At 42.8% G+C, this 18,392-nt stretch carries 17 protein-coding genes and 2 tRNA genes; 5 read left to right on the forward strand and 14 right to left on the reverse strand.

Going from position 1 to position 18,392, the window contains the following annotated elements:
- Positions 1–16: 16 nt before the first annotated feature.
- The gene (porV, locus tag ACO6S0_RS13895) at positions 17–1,162 is read right to left on the reverse strand and encodes a type IX secretion system outer membrane channel protein PorV (protein WP_422348936.1); all 1,146 of its coding nucleotides are present in this window, start codon (positions 1,160–1,162) and stop codon (positions 17–19) included.
- Positions 1,163–1,555: 393 nt separating this feature from the next.
- Here porV and gldJ point away from each other — a divergent pair, with 393 nt between their 5' ends.
- Complete coding sequence (gldJ, locus tag ACO6S0_RS13900; RefSeq protein ID WP_422348937.1) at positions 1,556–3,217, forward strand: gliding motility lipoprotein GldJ; 1,662 nt, start codon at positions 1,556–1,558, stop codon at positions 3,215–3,217.
- Positions 3,218–3,279: 62 nt separating this feature from the next.
- The gene (locus ACO6S0_RS13905) at positions 3,280–4,554 is read left to right on the forward strand and encodes a UDP-N-acetylmuramoyl-tripeptide--D-alanyl-D-alanine ligase (RefSeq protein ID WP_422351832.1); all 1,275 of its coding nucleotides are present in this window, start codon (positions 3,280–3,282) and stop codon (positions 4,552–4,554) included.
- 308 nt (positions 4,555–4,862) lie between these two features.
- On the opposite strand, the gene ACO6S0_RS13910 is transcribed toward ACO6S0_RS13905, so the two are convergent.
- Together ACO6S0_RS13910 and ACO6S0_RS13915 are read right to left on the reverse strand one after the other, a co-directional pair.
- Positions 4,863–5,105: a hypothetical protein gene (locus ACO6S0_RS13910; protein WP_422348938.1), complete on the reverse strand. Its 243-nt coding sequence runs from the start codon at positions 5,103–5,105 to the stop codon at positions 4,863–4,865.
- A 78-nt stretch (positions 5,106–5,183) separates the two neighbouring features.
- On the reverse strand, positions 5,184–5,390 hold the full coding sequence (locus tag ACO6S0_RS13915) for a helix-turn-helix transcriptional regulator (protein WP_152131397.1): 207 nt from the start codon (positions 5,388–5,390) through the stop codon (positions 5,184–5,186).
- A gap of 185 nt (positions 5,391–5,575) precedes the next feature.
- Between ACO6S0_RS13915 and ACO6S0_RS13920 the strand changes: the two genes are divergently transcribed.
- A complete protein-coding gene (locus ACO6S0_RS13920; protein ID WP_422348939.1) occupies positions 5,576–5,737 on the forward strand; it encodes a hypothetical protein in 162 nt (53 codons plus the stop codon).
- Positions 5,738–5,743: 6 nt separating this feature from the next.
- On the opposite strand, the gene ACO6S0_RS13925 is transcribed toward ACO6S0_RS13920, so the two are convergent.
- The 7 genes from ACO6S0_RS13925 to ACO6S0_RS13955 all read right to left on the reverse strand — a co-directional run bounded on the left by ACO6S0_RS13925 (position 5,744) and on the right by ACO6S0_RS13955 (position 14,330).
- Positions 5,744–5,818: transfer RNA gene (locus ACO6S0_RS13925), tRNA-Val, on the reverse strand.
- 28 nt (positions 5,819–5,846) lie between these two features.
- Positions 5,847–6,257: a 6-carboxytetrahydropterin synthase gene (locus ACO6S0_RS13930; protein ID WP_422348940.1), complete on the reverse strand. Its 411-nt coding sequence runs from the start codon at positions 6,255–6,257 to the stop codon at positions 5,847–5,849.
- Between the two features lie 94 nt (positions 6,258–6,351).
- Positions 6,352–7,212, reverse strand: a complete 861-nt coding sequence (locus tag ACO6S0_RS13935; protein ID WP_422348941.1) for a hypothetical protein — start codon at positions 7,210–7,212, stop codon at positions 6,352–6,354.
- Positions 7,213–7,241: 29 nt separating this feature from the next.
- The gene (locus ACO6S0_RS13940) at positions 7,242–8,975 is read right to left on the reverse strand and encodes a SusD/RagB family nutrient-binding outer membrane lipoprotein (RefSeq protein ID WP_422348942.1); all 1,734 of its coding nucleotides are present in this window, start codon (positions 8,973–8,975) and stop codon (positions 7,242–7,244) included.
- Between the two features lie 12 nt (positions 8,976–8,987).
- Positions 8,988–12,245 (reverse strand): SusC/RagA family TonB-linked outer membrane protein, encoded by a 3,258-nt coding sequence (locus ACO6S0_RS13945; RefSeq protein ID WP_422348943.1) that lies wholly within the window; start codon positions 12,243–12,245, stop codon positions 8,988–8,990.
- Between the two features lie 425 nt (positions 12,246–12,670).
- Positions 12,671–13,171: a helix-turn-helix domain-containing protein gene (locus tag ACO6S0_RS13950; protein WP_422348944.1), complete on the reverse strand. Its 501-nt coding sequence runs from the start codon at positions 13,169–13,171 to the stop codon at positions 12,671–12,673.
- Between the two features lie 133 nt (positions 13,172–13,304).
- Positions 13,305–14,330: a LacI family DNA-binding transcriptional regulator gene (locus ACO6S0_RS13955; RefSeq protein ID WP_422348945.1), complete on the reverse strand. Its 1,026-nt coding sequence runs from the start codon at positions 14,328–14,330 to the stop codon at positions 13,305–13,307.
- A 151-nt stretch (positions 14,331–14,481) separates the two neighbouring features.
- Here ACO6S0_RS13955 and ACO6S0_RS13960 point away from each other — a divergent pair, with 151 nt between their 5' ends.
- Both ACO6S0_RS13960 and ACO6S0_RS13965 read left to right on the forward strand, forming a co-directional pair.
- Entirely contained in the window at positions 14,482–15,522 is a 1,041-nt protein-coding gene (locus ACO6S0_RS13960) for a PfkB family carbohydrate kinase (protein WP_422348946.1), read from the forward strand.
- Between the two features lie 11 nt (positions 15,523–15,533).
- Positions 15,534–16,205, forward strand: a complete 672-nt coding sequence (locus ACO6S0_RS13965) for a bifunctional 4-hydroxy-2-oxoglutarate aldolase/2-dehydro-3-deoxy-phosphogluconate aldolase (protein WP_422348947.1) — start codon at positions 15,534–15,536, stop codon at positions 16,203–16,205.
- A gap of 147 nt (positions 16,206–16,352) precedes the next feature.
- On the opposite strand, the gene ACO6S0_RS13970 is transcribed toward ACO6S0_RS13965, so the two are convergent.
- From ACO6S0_RS13970 to ACO6S0_RS13985, 4 genes are all read right to left on the reverse strand, one after another.
- The gene (locus ACO6S0_RS13970; RefSeq protein ID WP_422348948.1) at positions 16,353–16,601 is read right to left on the reverse strand and encodes a GIY-YIG nuclease family protein; all 249 of its coding nucleotides are present in this window, start codon (positions 16,599–16,601) and stop codon (positions 16,353–16,355) included.
- Between the two features lie 121 nt (positions 16,602–16,722).
- Positions 16,723–16,971, reverse strand: coding sequence for a GIY-YIG nuclease family protein (locus ACO6S0_RS13975; protein ID WP_422348949.1), 249 nt, complete (start codon positions 16,969–16,971; stop codon positions 16,723–16,725).
- A 58-nt stretch (positions 16,972–17,029) separates the two neighbouring features.
- A tRNA-Val gene (locus tag ACO6S0_RS13980) sits at positions 17,030–17,104 on the reverse strand.
- A 72-nt stretch (positions 17,105–17,176) separates the two neighbouring features.
- Entirely contained in the window at positions 17,177–18,388 is a 1,212-nt protein-coding gene (locus ACO6S0_RS13985; RefSeq protein ID WP_422348950.1) for a bifunctional folylpolyglutamate synthase/dihydrofolate synthase, read from the reverse strand.
- Positions 18,389–18,392 lie beyond the last annotated feature (4 nt).

Consider the following 18,392-nt stretch of genomic DNA (forward strand, 5'->3'; position numbering starts at 1 on the left):
TTTTTCATGAGCAATTTTAATCGTTTAAGAACTCTTCGCCAAAATTAAAGGTAAGCGAGAAGCGCAATGTATTTTCCAAGGGATTCCTCACTTGTGCAGTGGAGAAGAGATACGAAAGATCTATTTGTGCGGATTTGAATTTGAATCCAGCACCCAAGGTAAAGAACTGTCTAGCTCCCTTGACCTCACTTTCGTTAAAATACCCTGCACGAAGCATAAAGGCTTCCATATATTTATACTCGGCCCCTAAAGCCCAAGTAACTTCTTTAAGTTCCTCACTGAACCTATCAGGAGCATCACCCAAGGATTCAAAAACTCCACTGAAGAACCCAATTTGCTGATACTCATCGTTATCCTCCGCTGTGATCAATCCATCTCCGGAAAAATCACGAGGTGTGGGAACCAACAGCTTATTGAATTCGGTATGAAGTCCTAAGACATTGTCCTGATCAAAAATGAAATCAAATCCAGCACCAAACTTCAAATTGGTAGGTAAGAAATTCTCTTGCCCTCCTTCATCATATTGGATTTTTCCGCCCAAGTTGGAAATGTTGAAACCAGCTCTCCAACGGCCATCAAAATTTTCATAGGCTATTTCACGGGAACGGAAAAAACCGGCAATATCCACGGCAAAGGAATTGGCTGCCTGGGAATCCTGTGCTCCATCCTGAAACCTGAGGTTGGAACTGATAAACCGTCCAGCGACCGCCATGGAAAAAGTCTGGCTTAATTTTAAGGAATAAGAACCATCTACCGCAAATTCGTTGGGTTTAACCAAGGTGGGATCCTCATCTATGGTCTGTCTCAATTCAATTTCTCCCAAACCAAAATACCGTATGCTAAAAGCAAAGGCACTCCTGTCATTGACTTTGTTATAAAAACTTGCATTTAGTAGGGAAACATCGTTTACAATGCTTTCCAAGTAAGGGGTATAACTTAGCCCCACTCCTGTTTTTTGGGTAGCGAAAGCAAATTTTGCGGGGTTCCATTGTTGGGAGAATGCATCAAAAGATGTTGCCACTCCCATATCTCCCATACCGGAAGACCGGGCATCCGAGGCTATGGTCAAGAATGGAACTGCGGTTGTAATTACTCTTTCTTGCTGCGCGTTCATCCTAGGGGCAAGGGTAAGAAGCACCACCAATATTAGTAACTTTTTCATTTTTTGTTTTTAGCGTTTAGTTAACTATGAGGTCCGTGATATGCCATACTATATCGCTGGACGTATTACATGTAAACGAGCATTTCCTGAAATTCTTATGCAAACACCCCGTTTTTTTAACGAATTTTTGGCCTTCATACAAGGAGGGTAAGCAACGCTTGACATTTTAAATGAGCAAAACCGTTAAAACCAAAAGAATCCATACTAATTTTGGACCTTTGGCGTTTAATCAATAGCGAATGCCCGCAGGATGGTTGCAACAATTATTTTGCGAGCACAAAATATTATGGTGAAAACATCGTTTTAAAGCCATTGAAAGGATTTAATATCAAAATCAAATTAAAGTAGCTAGGGGATAAAAGCCCTTATTTTTAAAGTACTCAAGCCCAAATTATGAAAAAACATCTTATCAAAGTTGTACTTTCTAGCGCTGTCATAGTAGGAAGTTTTACCAGTTGTAAAAATTCCTCATCCTCTTCTTCTTCCAAAAACATCTCAAGAGCCACGGGATGGAAGATCAATGCCAAAGAGGGTGGGTTTCAATACAAAACGGACTTCAAGGAACAAGAAACTCCTCCGGGAACTGTATTTATTGAAGGTGGAACCTTTACCAAGGGTAAGGTTCAGGACGATATTATGCACGACTGGAACAATACCCCTACCCAACAGCACGTACAGTCCTTTTACATGGACGAAACAGAGGTTACCAATGTCATGTACCTAGAATATTTGGACTATTTGAAGGCAGTATATCCTCCTGACAACCCTAACTACAGAAACATTTACAATGGTGCCTTGCCAGATACCTTGGTTTGGAGAAACCGATTGGGCTTCAATGAGACCATGACCAACAACTACCTAAGACACCCTGCCTATGCGGAATATCCCGTGGTTGGTGTTAATTGGGTTCAGGCGTCACAGTATGCAGAATGGAGAACCGATAGGGTTAATGAGCATATGCTGGAACGGGAAGGCTACTTGGCCCAGGATGCCAAATACCAGGTTTTGAGTGGTGACATAGGTGGCACATTCAGTACAGAAGCCTATTTGAACAATCCAGAATCTGTATACGGAGGACAAATTGATTCCCTTCAAGGAAAGCAAAAGCGAGATTCCATCAGTGTTTTTGCCAAAAGAAGCAGTGGTGTTATTATGCCAGAATACCGTCTTCCTACCGAAACAGAGTGGGAATACGCCGCACAGGCACTTATTGGTTCAAGGGAATACAACAACTATAGAGGTAGAAAAAAATATCCATGGGAAGGTGATTACACCAGAAATGGACAACGTGTGGGCCGAGGAGATCAGTTGGCCAACTTTAAACAAGCCAAAGGTGACTACGGTGGTATTGCCGGATGGTCCGATGACGGTGCTGATATCACAGCCGAGGTGAAGTCCTACAAACCCAACGATTTTGGTTTGTATGACATGGCGGGTAACGTATCCGAATGGGTTGCCGATGTATACCGTCCTATTGTGGATGATGAAATAAGTGATTTCAACTATTACCGCGGAAACATTTTCCTTAAAAAGGCCATTGGCGATGATGGGAAGGTTAAGGTCCTAAGAGATGAAATTAAATATGATACCCTGCCCAATGGTAAAATTGTAGCCATCAATTTACCAGGTGAGATTGAAATGGTTCCTGTGACCGAAGAAGAAACTTATTTGAGAACCAATTTTGATTCCAGCGATAACAGAGGTTACCGCGATGGTGATCCAGGTTCTTCCAGATTCTTCCAAAGATTTAGCGATGAATCTGACAATAGAAAAATGTATGACTCACCAAAACATAAAGTAGAGCGTGATTCCACTGGTAAATTAATTCGCCAGTACGACACCTCCAACTACAGAACTTCCTTGATCAATGATGAAGTAAGGGTGTACAAGGGTGGATCTTGGAGAGACCGCGCATTCTGGTTAGATCCCGCGCAACGTAGATATATGCCACAATATATGGCAACAGATGATATCGGATTCCGATGTGCAATGTCCAGAGTAGGATCCAAATCCAAGTCAAAAAACAAAACTGTACGACATAAGAAAGCTAAGTAATAGCTAAGCATAATATTAAAGAAGCCTCGATGAAAATCGGGGCTTTTTTTTATCTTCGATTTATGACTTTGGAACAACTTCATCTCCTTTTTTTGGAGCACCCCGTTATCTGTACAGATACTAGAAAAATCACGGAAAATTGCCTGTTCTTCGCCTTAAATGGGCCCAATTTCAATGGAAACGCCTTTGCCAGTGAAGCCTTGGACAAAGGGGCTTCCTACGCCATTATTGATGAAGCGGGGCACAACACCTCAGATAAAAGCATTCTAGTAGATGACGTATTGACCACCTTGCAAAATTTGGCCACGCTCCACCGCCAGTCCTGTCAGGCCAAGTTAATCGCACTAACAGGAAGTAATGGAAAGACCACTACCAAAGAGCTTATTAACGAAGTACTTTCCACGAAATACAAGACCATTGCCACCAAGGGCAACCTAAACAATCATATTGGAGTTCCATTGACATTGTTATCTATTGAAAAGGATACCGAAATAGCGATTGTGGAAATGGGAGCCAATCATAAAAAGGAAATAGCCCAACTTTGCGAGATCGCACAACCTGACTTTGGATACATTACCAACTTCGGGAAAGCCCATTTGGAAGGGTTTGGGGGTGTGGAAGGAGTCATTCAAGGTAAAAGTGAACTCTACGACCACTTAACAGCTCAGAACAAGTACATTTTTTTGAATGCGGATGATCCCATCCAATTGGAGAAATTGGGCAGCTACATCAAAAAATTTGGTTTTAGCGGGGATAATCCCCAATATTTCAACATCCAATTCAAAAATGCCAACCCATTTGTAGCATTGGAGTTTGAAGATGTGCAGGTAGACACCCAATTGGTGGGAAAATACAATTTCCCAAATGCGTGTGTGGCCATAACCATGGGCAAATACTTTAATGTTCCCTCCACAGACATCAAGGAAGCATTGGAAGCATATCAACCAAAGAACAACCGATCCCAGGTGCTTGAACAAAACGGATACCAGATTGTCCTGGATGCCTACAACGCCAATCCCACAAGCATGAAGGCGGCTCTTGAAAACTTTAGGAATATGGCGGCAGAGACCAAAACCTTGGTACTTGGAGACATGTTTGAGTTGGGTCCGGATGCCAAAAAAGAACATCAAGGAATAGCGGATTTAGCCAAGGAAATGGAATTTGAGCGTGTTTTCCTGGTTGGCGAAAACTTTTGGGAAGTGCAATCCTCCTTTCAGAAATTTAAGAGTTTTAATGATCTCAAAAGTTCTGTTGAAAACAATCCCCCAAAAAAGGGAAGTATCCTCATCAAAGGATCAAGGGGAATGGCTTTGGAAAGGGTTTTGGATTTATTGTAAATCCATCTTTATTTGGACTTTATTTACTTGGTTTGCTCTGTCGGTTATCCTTCATGGCGATGACCGTTACTACATCAGCATCAAAAACGTAAAAGATAGTCGTGTTTTTGTGAATGACAGCTCTTCTTAATAATTTTTGATTTTGGGATTCAGGATATAGTGTAGGAAAATTTGATATGGTTAACTCAAATTGTCTTAACAGTCCTTCAAATTTCAGCACCTCTTTTCTGCCGAACTTCCTCTTTAGATAAGTTTTAATCTCCAGGGCATTTGAAAGTGACCTTACGGTCCATTTAACCTCATGTTGCTCATCCATTGGCCAAGCCGTTCCAAAAGTCTTTTGAACTCATAGTAAGCCCCTGTTGGAAATCTCTAATGCCCGAAAGGATATTTACCCGGTCACTTTCTGTTAGCCCGTCCCACCAGTCGCCAGATTTTCCCTCACTCGATAATTTTACCGAATTGAGCAGGCTTACCATAGAATCATCTTTAAGGGATTCAATCCAATCTACGAGTTCCTTCTTGGTTGTATTCAATTCCGATGTGCCCATATTAATCCTTTAAAATAAAGTTACAAAAATCATGCAACTACTTAAATTGAAGTTTTCAGTGAATCGTTTATTTGAACTTTATTTAGTCGAGACAATTAATTCTCTTGCATCTACATCTAACACTTTTGCTATTTCTACTAACGTTTCAAGGGAAGGTTGCACGTCATTGGTACACCATCTAGACACAGTTGCAGTATTTTTGTCCAACTTCCCAGCCAACCATTTATTGGTTCTTCCTTGTTCCGCTAAAACAACTTTAAGTCGATTAATTACTTTTTTGGCCACTTTTTTTGCCTTTAGATTAAATCAATTTGTGAATTAAACAAATTTAATCGATTGAAAAAGAAACAATTATTGATTTAATGAACAACTTTAATTGTTTTTTAAATCATTTTATTTGTTTCAAAAAACTTTTTGTTATATTTTTAAGTCAATATTTATTGACTTTATATGCAAACAAACTAGAAGTCATGAGCAAAACCTATACCAAATCCAACCTGGAACAAATCATTGGCCTGCAACTGGAGAGCTTGCAGGTCCAACAAAAAGCAATGGACTCCCTAAAGCTAAGAAATGAGCGTTTAGAACGGGCCAACCAAAAACTAAGAGACAAGATTGCTGAATACGAGTAGAAAAAGTGGGATATACTGGATTCGAACCAGTGACCTCTGCCCTGTCAAGGCAGCGCTCTAAACCAACTGAGCTAATATCCCAAAAAAGCGCTGCAATATCGGAAAATTGTTACCAATCTCCATATTCTGCAGAATTCTTTTGTGTTTCGTGCAAGGTTATGTGCAATAATTGGCCTTTTTCCAGCTTGGGCTTTAAGATGTCGTAGATCACTTTGACAAAATACTCCGTAGTTGGAAGCCCATGACTAAACTCGGGGCAGTCCTCATTTAAATTCTTATGGTCAAAACGCTCTTCTATTTCATCCCGAATCAAAGTACCAAGCACGGCCAAATCCATTACAAAACCCGTATCTGGATCCACTTCTCCTCTAACCCGCACCTCCAAATCAAAGTTATGTCCGTGATAAGTAGGGCTATTGCACTTTCCGAAAACGGCAACATTCTTCTCATCACTCCAGTTGGGATTATGCAACCTATGGGCCGCATTAAAATGAGCTTTTCTGCAAATTGTGGTAATCATAGTGCAAAGCAACTAAAAAGATGGGATAAGACCCAGTTTTGGATCAAAAAAAAGAGCTGCATAAGGCAGCTCTTTTCTCTAGTTAACTTAATTGTTACGAACAAATATTTAAAACTATCTCGCCAGGTGTTGGGCCAGGTCCGCCAGCCGCAGCTGTCTCCCCAGATGGAGCCAAAAGTTCAAAAACATGTTCCGCCTCAAAGGCTCCAGGTGTATAGGTGAACACCAGTTCTGTGGTTCCGTCCGGAACAGAAATGGTAAACGAGGCTGCGCTACCTGAAGCTATGGTATATTGAGTATCAGTTCCATCAATGGTTACCGTAATAAAAGCACCATCCCATCCATCGCCATACAAATCGGTCAGGTTTAACTCGTAATCTCCTGTAACTGGTGTAACGGGAATACAGTTGATCCCTGCCGAATAGGCAAATGGAGAGGAGAAGAAAGATCCATTGGCCACTGTACCCGCAGCCCTGTTGGTAAAAACCCTTCCGTCCGTAAGTTGGGCCTCCAACCTAAAGCTAATGGCATCACCTCCGTCCACCAGCGCAAAATCGGTTCCAGTTCCTGACAATGCTTCGTTTAAGGTCACGATCAGATCGGCCCTAGGGAACCCAAAAGGTCCCTCGCTAAAAGCGGATGCAGGAATTGTAGCTACCTGGGCCTCTGATGATGATCGGTCATTGTCATTTTCAATGGTATTGTCCACAAATTGGGCAAACACCCTAACCTCTGAAAGCAATTGGCCATTCTCAGCATCCTGGGCCTCAATGGTAACCCCAAAGGTTGAGGAAGGATCCAACAGGTTATAGGTGGTGCTTAAATTGGCCACTGTTCGGAGTACAAGGCCGCGCTCTACCGTTTGAAGGACTTGATCAACTATTTTTTCCTCAGTACAGGACATAGCAGAGACCAATCCCATAGCGAGCAATATATATATTTTTAGTTTTCTCATGATTCTTGTTTTATAAGACATTGCTGTTATTAATTTGATCTTGGGAATGCTGGTCCCGCTGGATTATTATCCCAAAATACCTGAACCGAAAGGTTGGTTTTCTGGGTAATATTGGAGTTCGATGTCACCGCCTGATTAGGATAAAACATAGATCTGGGGAAACTTCCCGGATCAGGTTCCCTGTTTGGCTGTAAAGTACTTGGAAAGCCGGTTCTCCTATAAAAGTTATAGGTCTCTATCCCGTTTCCATAATGCGCCACAAAGTGGTTTTCGGCCAGAATATTCCATTGATCATCTCCCGAAGCCGCACCAAAATCAGTCACAACAGTGTTGATAAAGTCGGTTACATCTGTTGCAGAAGGTTCAAAAGAGAGATCGGCATTGGGATCCACAGAAACTGCTGCCCTTACCTTGGCAATCTGTTTGGTCAGCCCTGCTTCCAAGAAAGTTTGGGCTGTAGCCGCATCTCCTTGGGCCAAGGCTACCTCAGCGCGCCAGAAATCAACCATAAAAGCATTTAATATGAGCGTTGCCCCTAGACCATTCCCTCCATTGGATAATGGGTCTGTAGGTTGGGCCACTGGACTAAAACTGTCATCATCAAACCGTCCCCCGGCAGGGTAGACACCCCATGTGGTACGTACCGGTCCATCTGGAGGAGTTCCTTCATCATCCCCATGATCTCTTCCCCAATACCCATTGGGAAGGTTGCAGAATGTAAATCCGCCATTGGAATAATGCAATGGTGGGGTCTGCAAGGAACATCTTAAGGTTTGCTCATCTGGATCGGCCTCCTGCCCAGGAACCTCATTGGTTTGCCTGTAGAAATAATACCGCATCCTTGGATCATTGTTCACCATCATCTGGTTCATCAACCAATTGCCTTGATAGTCCCCGGGACCATTGGACACATAATTGAGCCCATATCTTGGATGTCTGTTATCTGGATTGGAAGCGCTTGTTCCTGCCCAAATAAATTCCAAGTCGTCTGCGGTATCTGTAATATAATCACCAGAGGCCACAATGGCATTAAAGGCCGCAATAGCACCTGGATCCACCAAACGGGTCTGAAGATATAACTTCATCTTCAAGGTATTGGCCGCTTTTACCCATTTTGTATAGTCGTTATTGTAAAACAACTCTACCGCTGGGTTAGCCGATGCCGTATTGGTAAAATTGACAATGGCTTGATCCAATAAGGCTTGTGCTGCTTCATAAACCGATTGGCCACTATCCAATTTGGCATTTACAATGGCGGGAGCCTGAACGGCTTCGGTATACGGAATATCTCCAAAGAAATCCACCAAAGAAGAGATAATGTAAGCCTCAATAAATTGGGCAATTCCCAGGTGGCGTGTCTGTCCGGCCTCCTGTGCCAATGGGGTCATCAACCGAATATCGAAAAGAATTCCACGATAGGCATTGTCCCATTCATCATCCACATCACTATCTTGATAGGTACTTTCATAGTCCCTACTCTGCATGGCCACTAAACGGGTAAGTTCCATTCCAAGCGGTGACAATCCATCACCAAATTGGAAACCACCTGTTACCCAATTATCGTTGGGGTCACCAGCAACATCCCCATCCAAATGTCTTGCAAAATCCTCTTGAATGGATGTGATGAAGAAATCAGGGGCCGCTTCACTTGGTGTTAAAAAGTTAGGGTCATTGGTGCCTTCCAACTCAGTGACCTCACAGGAAGTCAAAGCCAGAAGTCCTACAAAGAGACCCAATATGCTATGTTTACTTCTTATTTTCATCTTTAATTTTTTTTAGAAAGTTGCTTTTACACTGAATCCATATCTTCTGGAACTTGGTCCGTTCAGGAATTCGAAACCAAATCCATTACCTACACCTGTACCGGATGTATTGGGGTCAAAATTGGCCCCGTCCGGAGTATTGATTGCATCGTACCAAAGATTGAATCCAGATACCGTAAAGGACAATGATCCAAAAGGAGTGTCTTCCAGGAATTTTTTTGGAAGGGCGTAACCCAATGTAACTTCTTGCAAACGCAGTACCGTGGCATCAAACACCTGCAGTTCTGAAATATTTCCTAGAATATTGTTGAAATAATAATCGGAGTTGTTGATCTGTACATCATTTACCCTACCATCGCTCTGCTGAACACCAGGAAGTACAAAGGTGTTTTCACGATCTAAGGTCTCTACAATAAGCCCTCTTCCCAACAAGGTTGAAATGGTACTGGACCAGATATCCCCTCCTTGCGTCCAATTGAACTGGAATCCAAGACTGAAGTTCTTGTAGGAGAAGGTATTGTTGATGTTGGCCACAAAATCCGGGTTGGGGTCTCCAATGACTCCATCCTGAGAATCCTGAACGTAATCCCCAATGGCATTCACCACAAAGTTTCCGGCATCGTCCCTAAGAATACGCGTACCGTAGATAACCCCTAAAGGTTGTCCTTCGATGGCTGCGTTTCCAAGGTTTCCAAATCCAGAATATACGATCAAGTCTGTTTCCTGACCCAAATCCGTAACCTCGGTTTCATTGGCCGTAAAGTTGATATTGGTATTCCAATTGAATCCACCTTCTTCCTGGCTTCTGAAGAAATTAAGACCTAAATCCACTTCTACACCTTGACCTTTGATTTCACCCACATTGGTATTGGTTCTAAAATAACCCGATGAAGGATCTAGAGGTTGCTGTACAATCAAATCCGTGGTGGTTCTTTCATATATCGAGGCATCCAAGGTAATTCTACCGTCCCACCATCTCGATTCAACACCCAACTCAATTTCATCCACACGTTCTGGTTTCAAATCCGGATTACCCAAGGTAAGCGGACTTGTATTGGACACAATGGTATTACCCTGTGGATCCAGATGATCTTGGGTATCCAAAATCAACCTGTTTGCCACTGGGAAATTATCCGAATTAGCATCGGGGAAACCTGCCGAGGTTCCGTATCCTGCCCTAATTTTCAAATAGTTCAGTACATTCTCACTCTTAAGCCCGTCTATAGCCGTGGTAGGTACAAACGAAAGACTCGCACTGGGATAGAACAAGGCCCTATTGTCTGTAGAAAGGTTGGAAACCCAGTCATTTCTACCCGCTACGGTCAAGTATAAGAAACTATCGTAATCAACTTCAACCTGTCCATAAAACCCAACAAGATTTCTATCCGAGGTTAACTGAATCTCATTTTGGTTCAGGAAGTTGAAATGCCTTAACACTCCAAAAACCTGTTGTGCATCACTGGCAATACCATTTTGGTTAAACAATTCCCTTCTTCCGTTGACACCGATATTAAAGGTGGTGCCTATTTTATCGGTGATATCATAGTCTCCGTTCAATGCCAAGTTATGATCCCAGATGGTGTTGGTGTTATTCCAGGTTTCATAGATACCACTCGCCAATCTAGGCTGCGGAACGTTACCGTTGATACCTCCCTTATTTTGATAATTGAGGTTGTTCTCACTATAAACATCCAAACCAACCCTGTAGATCAGGTTTAGATTATCATTGAACTGGAATTGGGCCGCCATATTACCAAAAACCCTGTTGGTCTCCTGTTCAGTACCTGCATTGTTCACGGTCCACAACGGGTGCTGAATGTCATTTCCGTTCCTATAGTAAATACTTCTACCGTCTATTGGACTCTGGAATGGCAGTCCCACCACATCTATACTTCTAGGAGTAAAGAACAAATCCCCAAAGACAGAAGACCCGGAACCGGTAGCTCCGTTACCCTGACTTAGGGCAATTGGTGGCGAAATAAATTTGGTTCGGGAATAGTTCATAGTCCCGGAAATCGTGAACTTGTTGCTCAAAATAGCTCGCCCCCCAACACCAAAATTGTTTCTGTTGAGACTATTTCCTGGCGTAAAGCCTATATCTTTTAAATGTCCGTAGTTTGCGTTGTAGGATATTTTGCCATCATCTGATGCACCCCTTGCATTAACGGACAAGTTTGTTACGGTTCCCGTTTTGAAGAATGCCCCAAAACTATCATAGGGTCTCCATTCGTATCGAGCATTGGCAAATTCCGGAAAGGCTTGCTGACCTGCCGCCGATATGGAATACGGGTGTGGCAAGGTTCCTTCAGAATCAAAGGCTGAACTATTGCCCCAACCTGAGATACCATCCCGGTCAAAACTTGGCCCCCAGTTGCTAAAGAACCATCCGAAGGATTGGTCAAAACCATTTCCAAACTGATTCTGGTATTCGGGCGTTGAAGCTATTTCGTTAAAGAATATGGAGGAATTCACCGTGATTTCGGTTTTCTTGGCTCCTCCTTGCCCAGCTGAACCGGCCTTGGTAGTAATCAAAATTACCCCATTCCTACCCAAAGAACCGTAGAGGGTGGAGGCCGCAAGTCCTTTAAGTACGTTTACACTTTCTATACTGTTGGGGTCCAGATCCAAAAATCTACTGGATCCATTGTTACCATTAATAAAATCCTGTCGGTCTCCCTGTCTACCAGAAGCATTGGTGTCACCATTAAAGGGAACCCCATCCACAATGAACAAAGGCTGGTTGCTCTGGCTAAAGGAGTTATAACCCCGGATAATGATATTGGTACCTGAACCGGAAAGTCCACTTTGCTGGGTAATGTTTACCCCAGAAGCTTTCCCGATTAGTACCCTTCCCAAATCACCTTCGGCCTTTTCCTCTAGCTGTTCAGAGCTTACCTCTGCCACGGCATAACCCAGGGCTTGCTTTTCCCTTTTAATACCCAAAGCCGTAACAACGACTTCTTCAAGTGCCTGGGCATCTTCCTCCATTTGAAGGTTGATTACATCTTGGGCACCCACGGTGCGTCTTGCTGTTCTTTGGCCCAAATAGGTGTAGACCAAGATTTGGCCCACGCTGGCTTCAATGGAGTAGTTACCATCAAAATCTGATTGGGTCCCCGTTGTGGTACCCTCTACAACAATGTTGACGCCAGGCAGCGGAATTCCGGTCTGATCAATGATCGTACCTGTAATTGTCTTTTCTTGGGACTGAACCGAGGTAATGCACAAAAGCACGAACACAAGTGTCCCAAATAGCTGTTTTACTTTCATAGAGTTAGCAGTTTTATTAGAAAATTATGAGTCAGTGCAACTGAGAAAGGCAGGCGGGAGTAGGTGGTATTGATAGCTAATTCAAATAATACTCCCTAACACGAAAACAAAACTTAATGGAAAGTTTTTATTAGAAGGTAGTAAGGCCTCTCACCGCCTTACCTTTACAATTGCAATGACAAAACAATTGTATGGGGGATTATTAGAAGTACTTCTAAAACGGGACGTACAACAAAACCGCCGCAGCCCAACCAGAAGAACCTTTTTTAACAAACTCTTGTGAAGAAGGAAGTCTTTAAAAGGTTTCTTAAAATTTAACATCTACCCGAAACCTTCGGAAGTTGGATCATACCAATGACCATCAATGCTGGTGTTATATCTTAGAGGAAGAATGTCAAAAAAACTTGCTACAGTAAAGGAGGTAATCAGGATGCAAAACTGCCGGTCAAAGACCTAAAGTCATTGGGGCTTACCCCTGTTTCCTTTTTAAAGGCGGAGTAAAAACTGGTTTTGCTGTTAAAGCCAACCTCATACATCACTGCCTTTACACTAAGAAAGGGGTGGTTGAGTAAAAGATCTTTGGCTTCCGCAATTCGATACTGATTGATTAAGGAATAAAAATTCTTGGACAGATACTCATTTAGTACCTGGGAAACTTTATATCTATCCTTATTTATATAAGTCGAAAGGTCATTAAGGCTAAGGGTATTGCTTTTATAAATTTTATCATACTCAAAGGCATGCCTTATCTTTTCCCTGATGTCTATAGCCTCTTGCAAAGTCAATCCCGATTTCACATACTTGGATGCCACCACCGATCCAATATGCCTGGATTGTGCACGTCTTAGTGAAAATATGTCCAAAATCAACTTTCGCATTTGGATTGGATTGAGGTTATCCTTTACTTCAAGTTCCCTCAAAATCATGTTTTGGAAGTTTTTTCCGATAAGGTTTTACGTAAATTCTCTTCGGGAAGATTTACCGTTTTCGCAGAATGCCTATAATTCCTATAGGAATATGGACATCTCTTCTGGAAAGAAAATTCCAAAGGTTACTTGATCAGTTGCCCTGAAGGTTCTCTTTCGTGAATATTTCCAAGGCCATCAATTGATTGGTTCTGACCTCCGTGTTTGCAATCAACTTGTCATAAAAAGCTTGAAGCGCAAGTTCCCCTTGTTTACTTGGATTTTGATCAATAATAAAATCGATGGTGTTACGGGTTAGGCAGGCTTTGTTTTCGTTAATCAAATCAAAACCCACTGTTCTTCGATGACCTTTAAACCCTTTGAGTTCCTTGACCAACTGATGGGCACGTGAATTAGGTATGAAGATATGTACCGGGCCTAAATTCCCAGCTTCATGAATCTGATTCAAAAACTTCTGGGTTCCACTGGATAAGTCAACATCAAAAATAAGTTGGGTATCATATCCGTGGGTCTCATAGTAATCCCGAAATCCCTTGATACGTTCCTCTATAGTCTTATTGAGGCTATCAAAATCAAAAAAACGGGCAATATACGCTTTGTGCCCCCTGGGAAATCCCAAATTGAGCAATTTGGCCGCCAAATACCCCGCCTGGAAAGAATCTTGACCAATAAAGGCCAACGGATGGGACACTTCCAGATTGGAGTCTACATAAACATAGGGAATATCACGCTCATCCAAGATGCAAGTTAAACGACGAATCTCATCCTCAACCAAAGGTGCCAAAATAGCACCATCAGGTTCCGATTCCAACATCTGTTGGGCCTGTTGCAACAAGGAGGTTTCGCTATGTCTGTCAAAGGTGAAAAATTCAGGATGGATTCCCAGGGACGCATACCGTTCGGCTGTTTTGTTTATGGCATTGTTAAGGGTACTCCAATACTCATTGTCCTTGGGTAGAAGTACGGCTATGCGATATATTTTGTTAAGCTTGAGACTTCTTGCATAAACATTGGTAGTGTAATTGCCTTCATTCGCAATTTTTAGCACAAGTTCCTTGGTTTTGGCGGCTACTTCGCCCCGATTGTGCAGCACTCTGTCTACCGTTCCTATGGAAACCCCTGCTCTTTTCGCTATTTCCTTGATTGTAATCCGCTTCATTTCTCAAAAAAAGAAAAAAAATCCTTTTAAAATTGATTGCAATATACTACTTTTGAATTTCTCCGTGTAGGTACACGGAATAATCAATAAAGGCTCGGCCTTGTTTTTTTAAATCGTTTCCGTGTACGTTAACGAAACAACTAATACCAATATGAAAAAAGTAGTGACATTCGGGGAAATCATGCTCAGATTGGCCCCTCCAGGATTTTTAAGGTTTTCCCAAGCCAATTCCTTCGATGTAATTTATGGCGGAGGAGAATCCAACGTTGCAGTCTCCTTGGCCAATTATGGGATTCCAGTGGATTTTGTAACCCGTCTCCCTAAAAATGACATAGGTGATTGTGCTTTAATGGAAATGCGAAAAAGAGGGGTAAATACCCAAAACATCATTTTTGGCGGCGATCGCTTAGGTATTTACTTTTTGGAAACCGGCGCGGTAAGCCGAGGCAGTAAAGTGGTTTATGACAGAGCACACTCTGCCATGTCTGAAATTAAACCGGGAATGGTGGATTGGAAAGCCGTTTTTAAAGATGCGCAATGGTTCCACTGGACTGGGATTACGCCAGCTATTTCCCAAGGTGCTGCAGATGCTTGCTTGGAAGCGGTAAAGGTTGCCAGCGAAATGGGAGTTACCATATCTACAGACTTAAATTATAGAGCCAAACTTTGGAAGTACGGGGGTGACCGTGAAACCATCATGACCGAACTTACCTCCTATTGCGATATTATTTTAGGCAATGAAGAAGATGCCGAAATGCATTTTGGAATCAAACCTGAGGGGATAAGTGTACAGACAGAGGGGCATCACGTTAAAGCCGAGGCCTTTTTATCCGTATGCCAACAAATGATGGCCAAATTCCCAAAGGCGCAAAAGGTTATCACCACTTTAAGAGGGTCTATTTCCGCCTCACACAATACGTGGGCCGGGGTACTGTACGACGGTAAAAAAATGTACGAAACCACCCAATATCAAATTACGGATATTGTTGATCGCGTTGGTGGCGGTGATTCCTTTATGGGCGGGTTAATCTATGGATTGCTCACCTATCCGAAGGATGACCAAAATGCCCTGGATTTTGCAGTGGCAGCATCCTGCTTGAAGCACACTATTAAAGGGGATGCCAATTTGGTTACTGTTGCCGAAGTGGAAAAACTAATGGGCGGCGATGCCTCTGGAAGAGTAGCCCGATAAAACAAAATCAAATGGCTAGATTTACTAGAATAGACGTAGCAATTCAAATGAAGGAAACCGGGATGGTTCCGGTTTTTTATCACAGTGACATAGAGATTTGCAAGAAAGTGCTAAAAGCCTGTTACCAAGGTGGAGCAAGGGTTTTTGAATTTACCAACCGTGGGGACTTTGCCCATGAAGTATTCACGGCTCTGACAAAATTTGCAGCCAAGGAAACTCCCGAAATGATTTTGGGAATCGGTTCAGTGGTTGATGCGGGTACCACTTCCCTTTACATTCAATTAGGGGCCAATTTTGTGGTATCCCCCATCTTGAACCCCGATATGGCCAAAGTCTGCAATAGGCGTAAAATTGCTTGGTCTCCTGGTTGTGGTTCCCTAAGTGAAATCTCCGCTGCAGAGGAATTGGGCGCCGAGGTAGTCAAAATTTTTCCTGGTTCCCAGGTAGGAGGACCCGCTTTTGTAAAAGCAATAAAAGGTCCTTCCCCATGGTCCAGTATTATGCCCACCGGAGGGGTAGCACCTACCCAAGAGAACCTCCAAGCCTGGTTTGAAGCCGGAGTGCACTGCGTTGGCATGGGCTCAAAACTGTTCGTGAAAAACGATGCAGGAGAGTTTGATTATGACGGATTGACCCAAAAAGTTACCGAAACCCTCGCTATCATTAAGAAATTGCAATCTTAGAGGTGTTTAAACCCAATATTTCATGTATCAATAACAGTCAACAAAAAAACCTCAACACAAATGCTGAGGTTTTTTGTCGTTGTGGGCGCGAAGGGATTCGGTTTATCCCGAGCTTGCCTCGGGAAACCCCTGATGCTCTGAACAACCTTAGCTCTGGCCAATCAACCTTTCAATCATCGCCCTGCTCTTCCATTTCTTTATTTGGAACTCTCTTTTTACGGCTTCGGACTTTGTGCCAAAAGGTTCCTGATATTTCAATACCCAGTCCTTGGCATGCGACGTAAAACCTTTGTGGGTCGTCAAATGCCTTTGCAATCGACCTTCAATGTCCTGGGTCGAACCCACATAGTACTTGTCCAAATGCCCCGAATACAGAATGTAAACCCAATATTTCATGTACCAATAACAGTCAACAAAAAAACCTCAACACAAATGCTGAGGTTTTTTGTCGTCGTGGGCGCGAAGGGATTCGAACCCCTGACCCTCCCGATGTGAAATCGGGATGCTCTGAACAACCTTAGCTCTGGCTAATCAACCTTTCAATCATCGCCCTGCTCTTCCATTTCTTTATTTGGAACTCTCGCTTTACGGCTTCGGACTTTGTGCCAAAAGGTTCCTGATATTTCAATACCCAGTCCTTGGCATGCGACGTAAAACCTTTGTGAGCTGCCAAATGCCTTTGCAATCGACCTTCAATGTCCTGGGTCGAACCCACATAGTATTTGTCCAAATGCCCCGAATACAGAATGTAAACCCAATATTTCATGTATCAATAACTACCAACAAAAAAACCTCAACACAAATGCTGAGGTTTTTTGTCGTTGTGGGCGCGAAGGGATTCGAACCCCTGACCCCCTGGGTGTAAACCAGGTGCTCTGAACCAACTGAGCTACGCGCCCATTCCATTTTCCAAATGGGAGTGCAAATATAGCACCATTTTTCATTTAGCAAAAAGAAAAAACAGAAAATATCTAAACAACTTCGGCAACCACAAAAGTGCTCCCCCCCACGTAGACAAAATCTTTCTTTCCGGCATGTTCCAAGGCTTGGTTAAGCCCTTTTTTAACGGAATCAAAGGCTTCCCCTTCCAATCCATATTTATTAGCCGTATCTCTTAAATTGTTTGCGGCGAGTCCCCTTGGAATGTTAGGTGTTACGAAGTAATAAGTCGCTTTCTTCGGAAAAAGACCCAGTACATCTTCCAAATTTTTGTCGTTCACAAAACCAAGTACCATATGTAGTTTTTCAAACTTGTGCAGTGTAATCTGGTTCAATACCAATTGCAGGCCTTCTTTGTTATGTGCAGCATCGCATACCAGATAAGGATGTTCGCCCAACACCTGCCATCTTCCCAATAAACCCGTATTATCAGTCACTTTTTTCAATCCTTCCCTGATATGGCGTTTTTTAATCTTAAATCCCTTGAGCACTTTTAAGGCACTCACCACACCTTTGATATTTTTAATCTGATAGTCTCCTAATAGGTCCGTTTTATAATTTTCGATGGCAGTGTCCTCCGCAAAGCTTATACTCGCATTTTTCTTAGCGGCAATTATATTGAATATCCCTTCGGTTTCCGGTTGCCGTTCACTGATTACCACAGGAATTCCCTTCTTGATTATCCCCGCCTTTTCCAAGGCAATTTTCTCCAGCGTATCCCCCAAAATATGAGTATGGTCCAAACCAATATTGGTAATCAGGGAAACTTCAGGGACAATAATGTTTGTAGAGTCCCATTGCCCCCCAAGGCCAACCTCAATAACGGCAATCTCCACCTGTTTTTTAGCAAAATAATGAAAGGCCATCCCAACGGTCATCTCAAAAAACGAGAGCTCGTTGTGCTCAAAAAATGACTTGTGTTTTTTGATGAAGTTTTTTACGGATTTCTTTCCGATTTTTTTTCCATTGATTCGGATACGCTCCCGAAAGTCCTTTAAATGGGGAGAAGTATATAATCCCACCTTATAGCCCGCTTCCTGCAAAACAGAAGCCAACATATGGCTACTGGATCCCTTGCCATTGGTTCCGGCCACATGGATACTCTTAAATTTTTGATGGGGATTTCCCAAGACCTCCGAAAAGGCCAGAATATTATCCAATTTGTCCTTAAGCGCCACTTGCCCCTTCTGCTGGTACATGGGAAGCTGTTGGAACATCCAGTCCAGGGTTTCCTTGTAAGTCATGGTG

Origin of the sequence: Flagellimonas sp. (assembly GCF_965233845.1) — a bacterium.
Taxonomy (GTDB): domain Bacteria; phylum Bacteroidota; class Bacteroidia; order Flavobacteriales; family Flavobacteriaceae; genus Flagellimonas.

Excerpts from the sequence above, each read along its gene's own strand:
- ACO6S0_RS13945 (WP_422348943.1), bottom strand. The coding sequence starts at position 12,245 with ATGAAAGTAAAACAGCTATTTGGGACACTTGTGTTCGTGCTTTTGTGC.
- ACO6S0_RS13970 (WP_422348948.1), bottom strand. The coding sequence starts at position 16,601 with ATGAAATATTGGGTTTACATTCTGTATTCGGGGCATTTGGACAAGTAC.
- ACO6S0_RS13955 (WP_422348945.1), bottom strand. The coding sequence starts at position 14,330 with ATGAAGCGGATTACAATCAAGGAAATAGCGAAAAGAGCAGGGGTTTCC.
- ACO6S0_RS13935 (WP_422348941.1), bottom strand. The coding sequence starts at position 7,212 with ATGAGAAAACTAAAAATATATATATTGCTCGCTATGGGATTGGTCTCT.
- ACO6S0_RS13930 (WP_422348940.1), bottom strand. The coding sequence starts at position 6,257 with ATGATTACCACAATTTGCAGAAAAGCTCATTTTAATGCGGCCCATAGG.
- ACO6S0_RS13975 (WP_422348949.1), bottom strand. The coding sequence starts at position 16,971 with ATGAAATATTGGGTTTACATTCTGTATTCGGGGCATTTGGACAAATAC.
- ACO6S0_RS13960 (WP_422348946.1), top strand. The coding sequence starts at position 14,482 with ATGAAAAAAGTAGTGACATTCGGGGAAATCATGCTCAGATTGGCCCCT.
- ACO6S0_RS13965 (WP_422348947.1), top strand. The coding sequence starts at position 15,534 with ATGGCTAGATTTACTAGAATAGACGTAGCAATTCAAATGAAGGAAACC.
- ACO6S0_RS13985 (WP_422348950.1), bottom strand. The coding sequence starts at position 18,388 with ATGACTTACAAGGAAACCCTGGACTGGATGTTCCAACAGCTTCCCATG.
- porV (WP_422348936.1), bottom strand. The coding sequence starts at position 1,162 with ATGAAAAAGTTACTAATATTGGTGGTGCTTCTTACCCTTGCCCCTAGG.
- ACO6S0_RS13940 (WP_422348942.1), bottom strand. The coding sequence starts at position 8,975 with ATGAAAATAAGAAGTAAACATAGCATATTGGGTCTCTTTGTAGGACTT.
- gldJ (WP_422348937.1), top strand. The coding sequence starts at position 1,556 with ATGAAAAAACATCTTATCAAAGTTGTACTTTCTAGCGCTGTCATAGTA.
- ACO6S0_RS13905 (WP_422351832.1), top strand. The coding sequence starts at position 3,280 with ATGACTTTGGAACAACTTCATCTCCTTTTTTTGGAGCACCCCGTTATC.
- ACO6S0_RS13920 (WP_422348939.1), top strand. The coding sequence starts at position 5,576 with ATGAGCAAAACCTATACCAAATCCAACCTGGAACAAATCATTGGCCTG.
- ACO6S0_RS13910 (WP_422348938.1), bottom strand. The coding sequence starts at position 5,105 with ATGGGCACATCGGAATTGAATACAACCAAGAAGGAACTCGTAGATTGG.
- ACO6S0_RS13950 (WP_422348944.1), bottom strand. The coding sequence starts at position 13,171 with ATGATTTTGAGGGAACTTGAAGTAAAGGATAACCTCAATCCAATCCAA.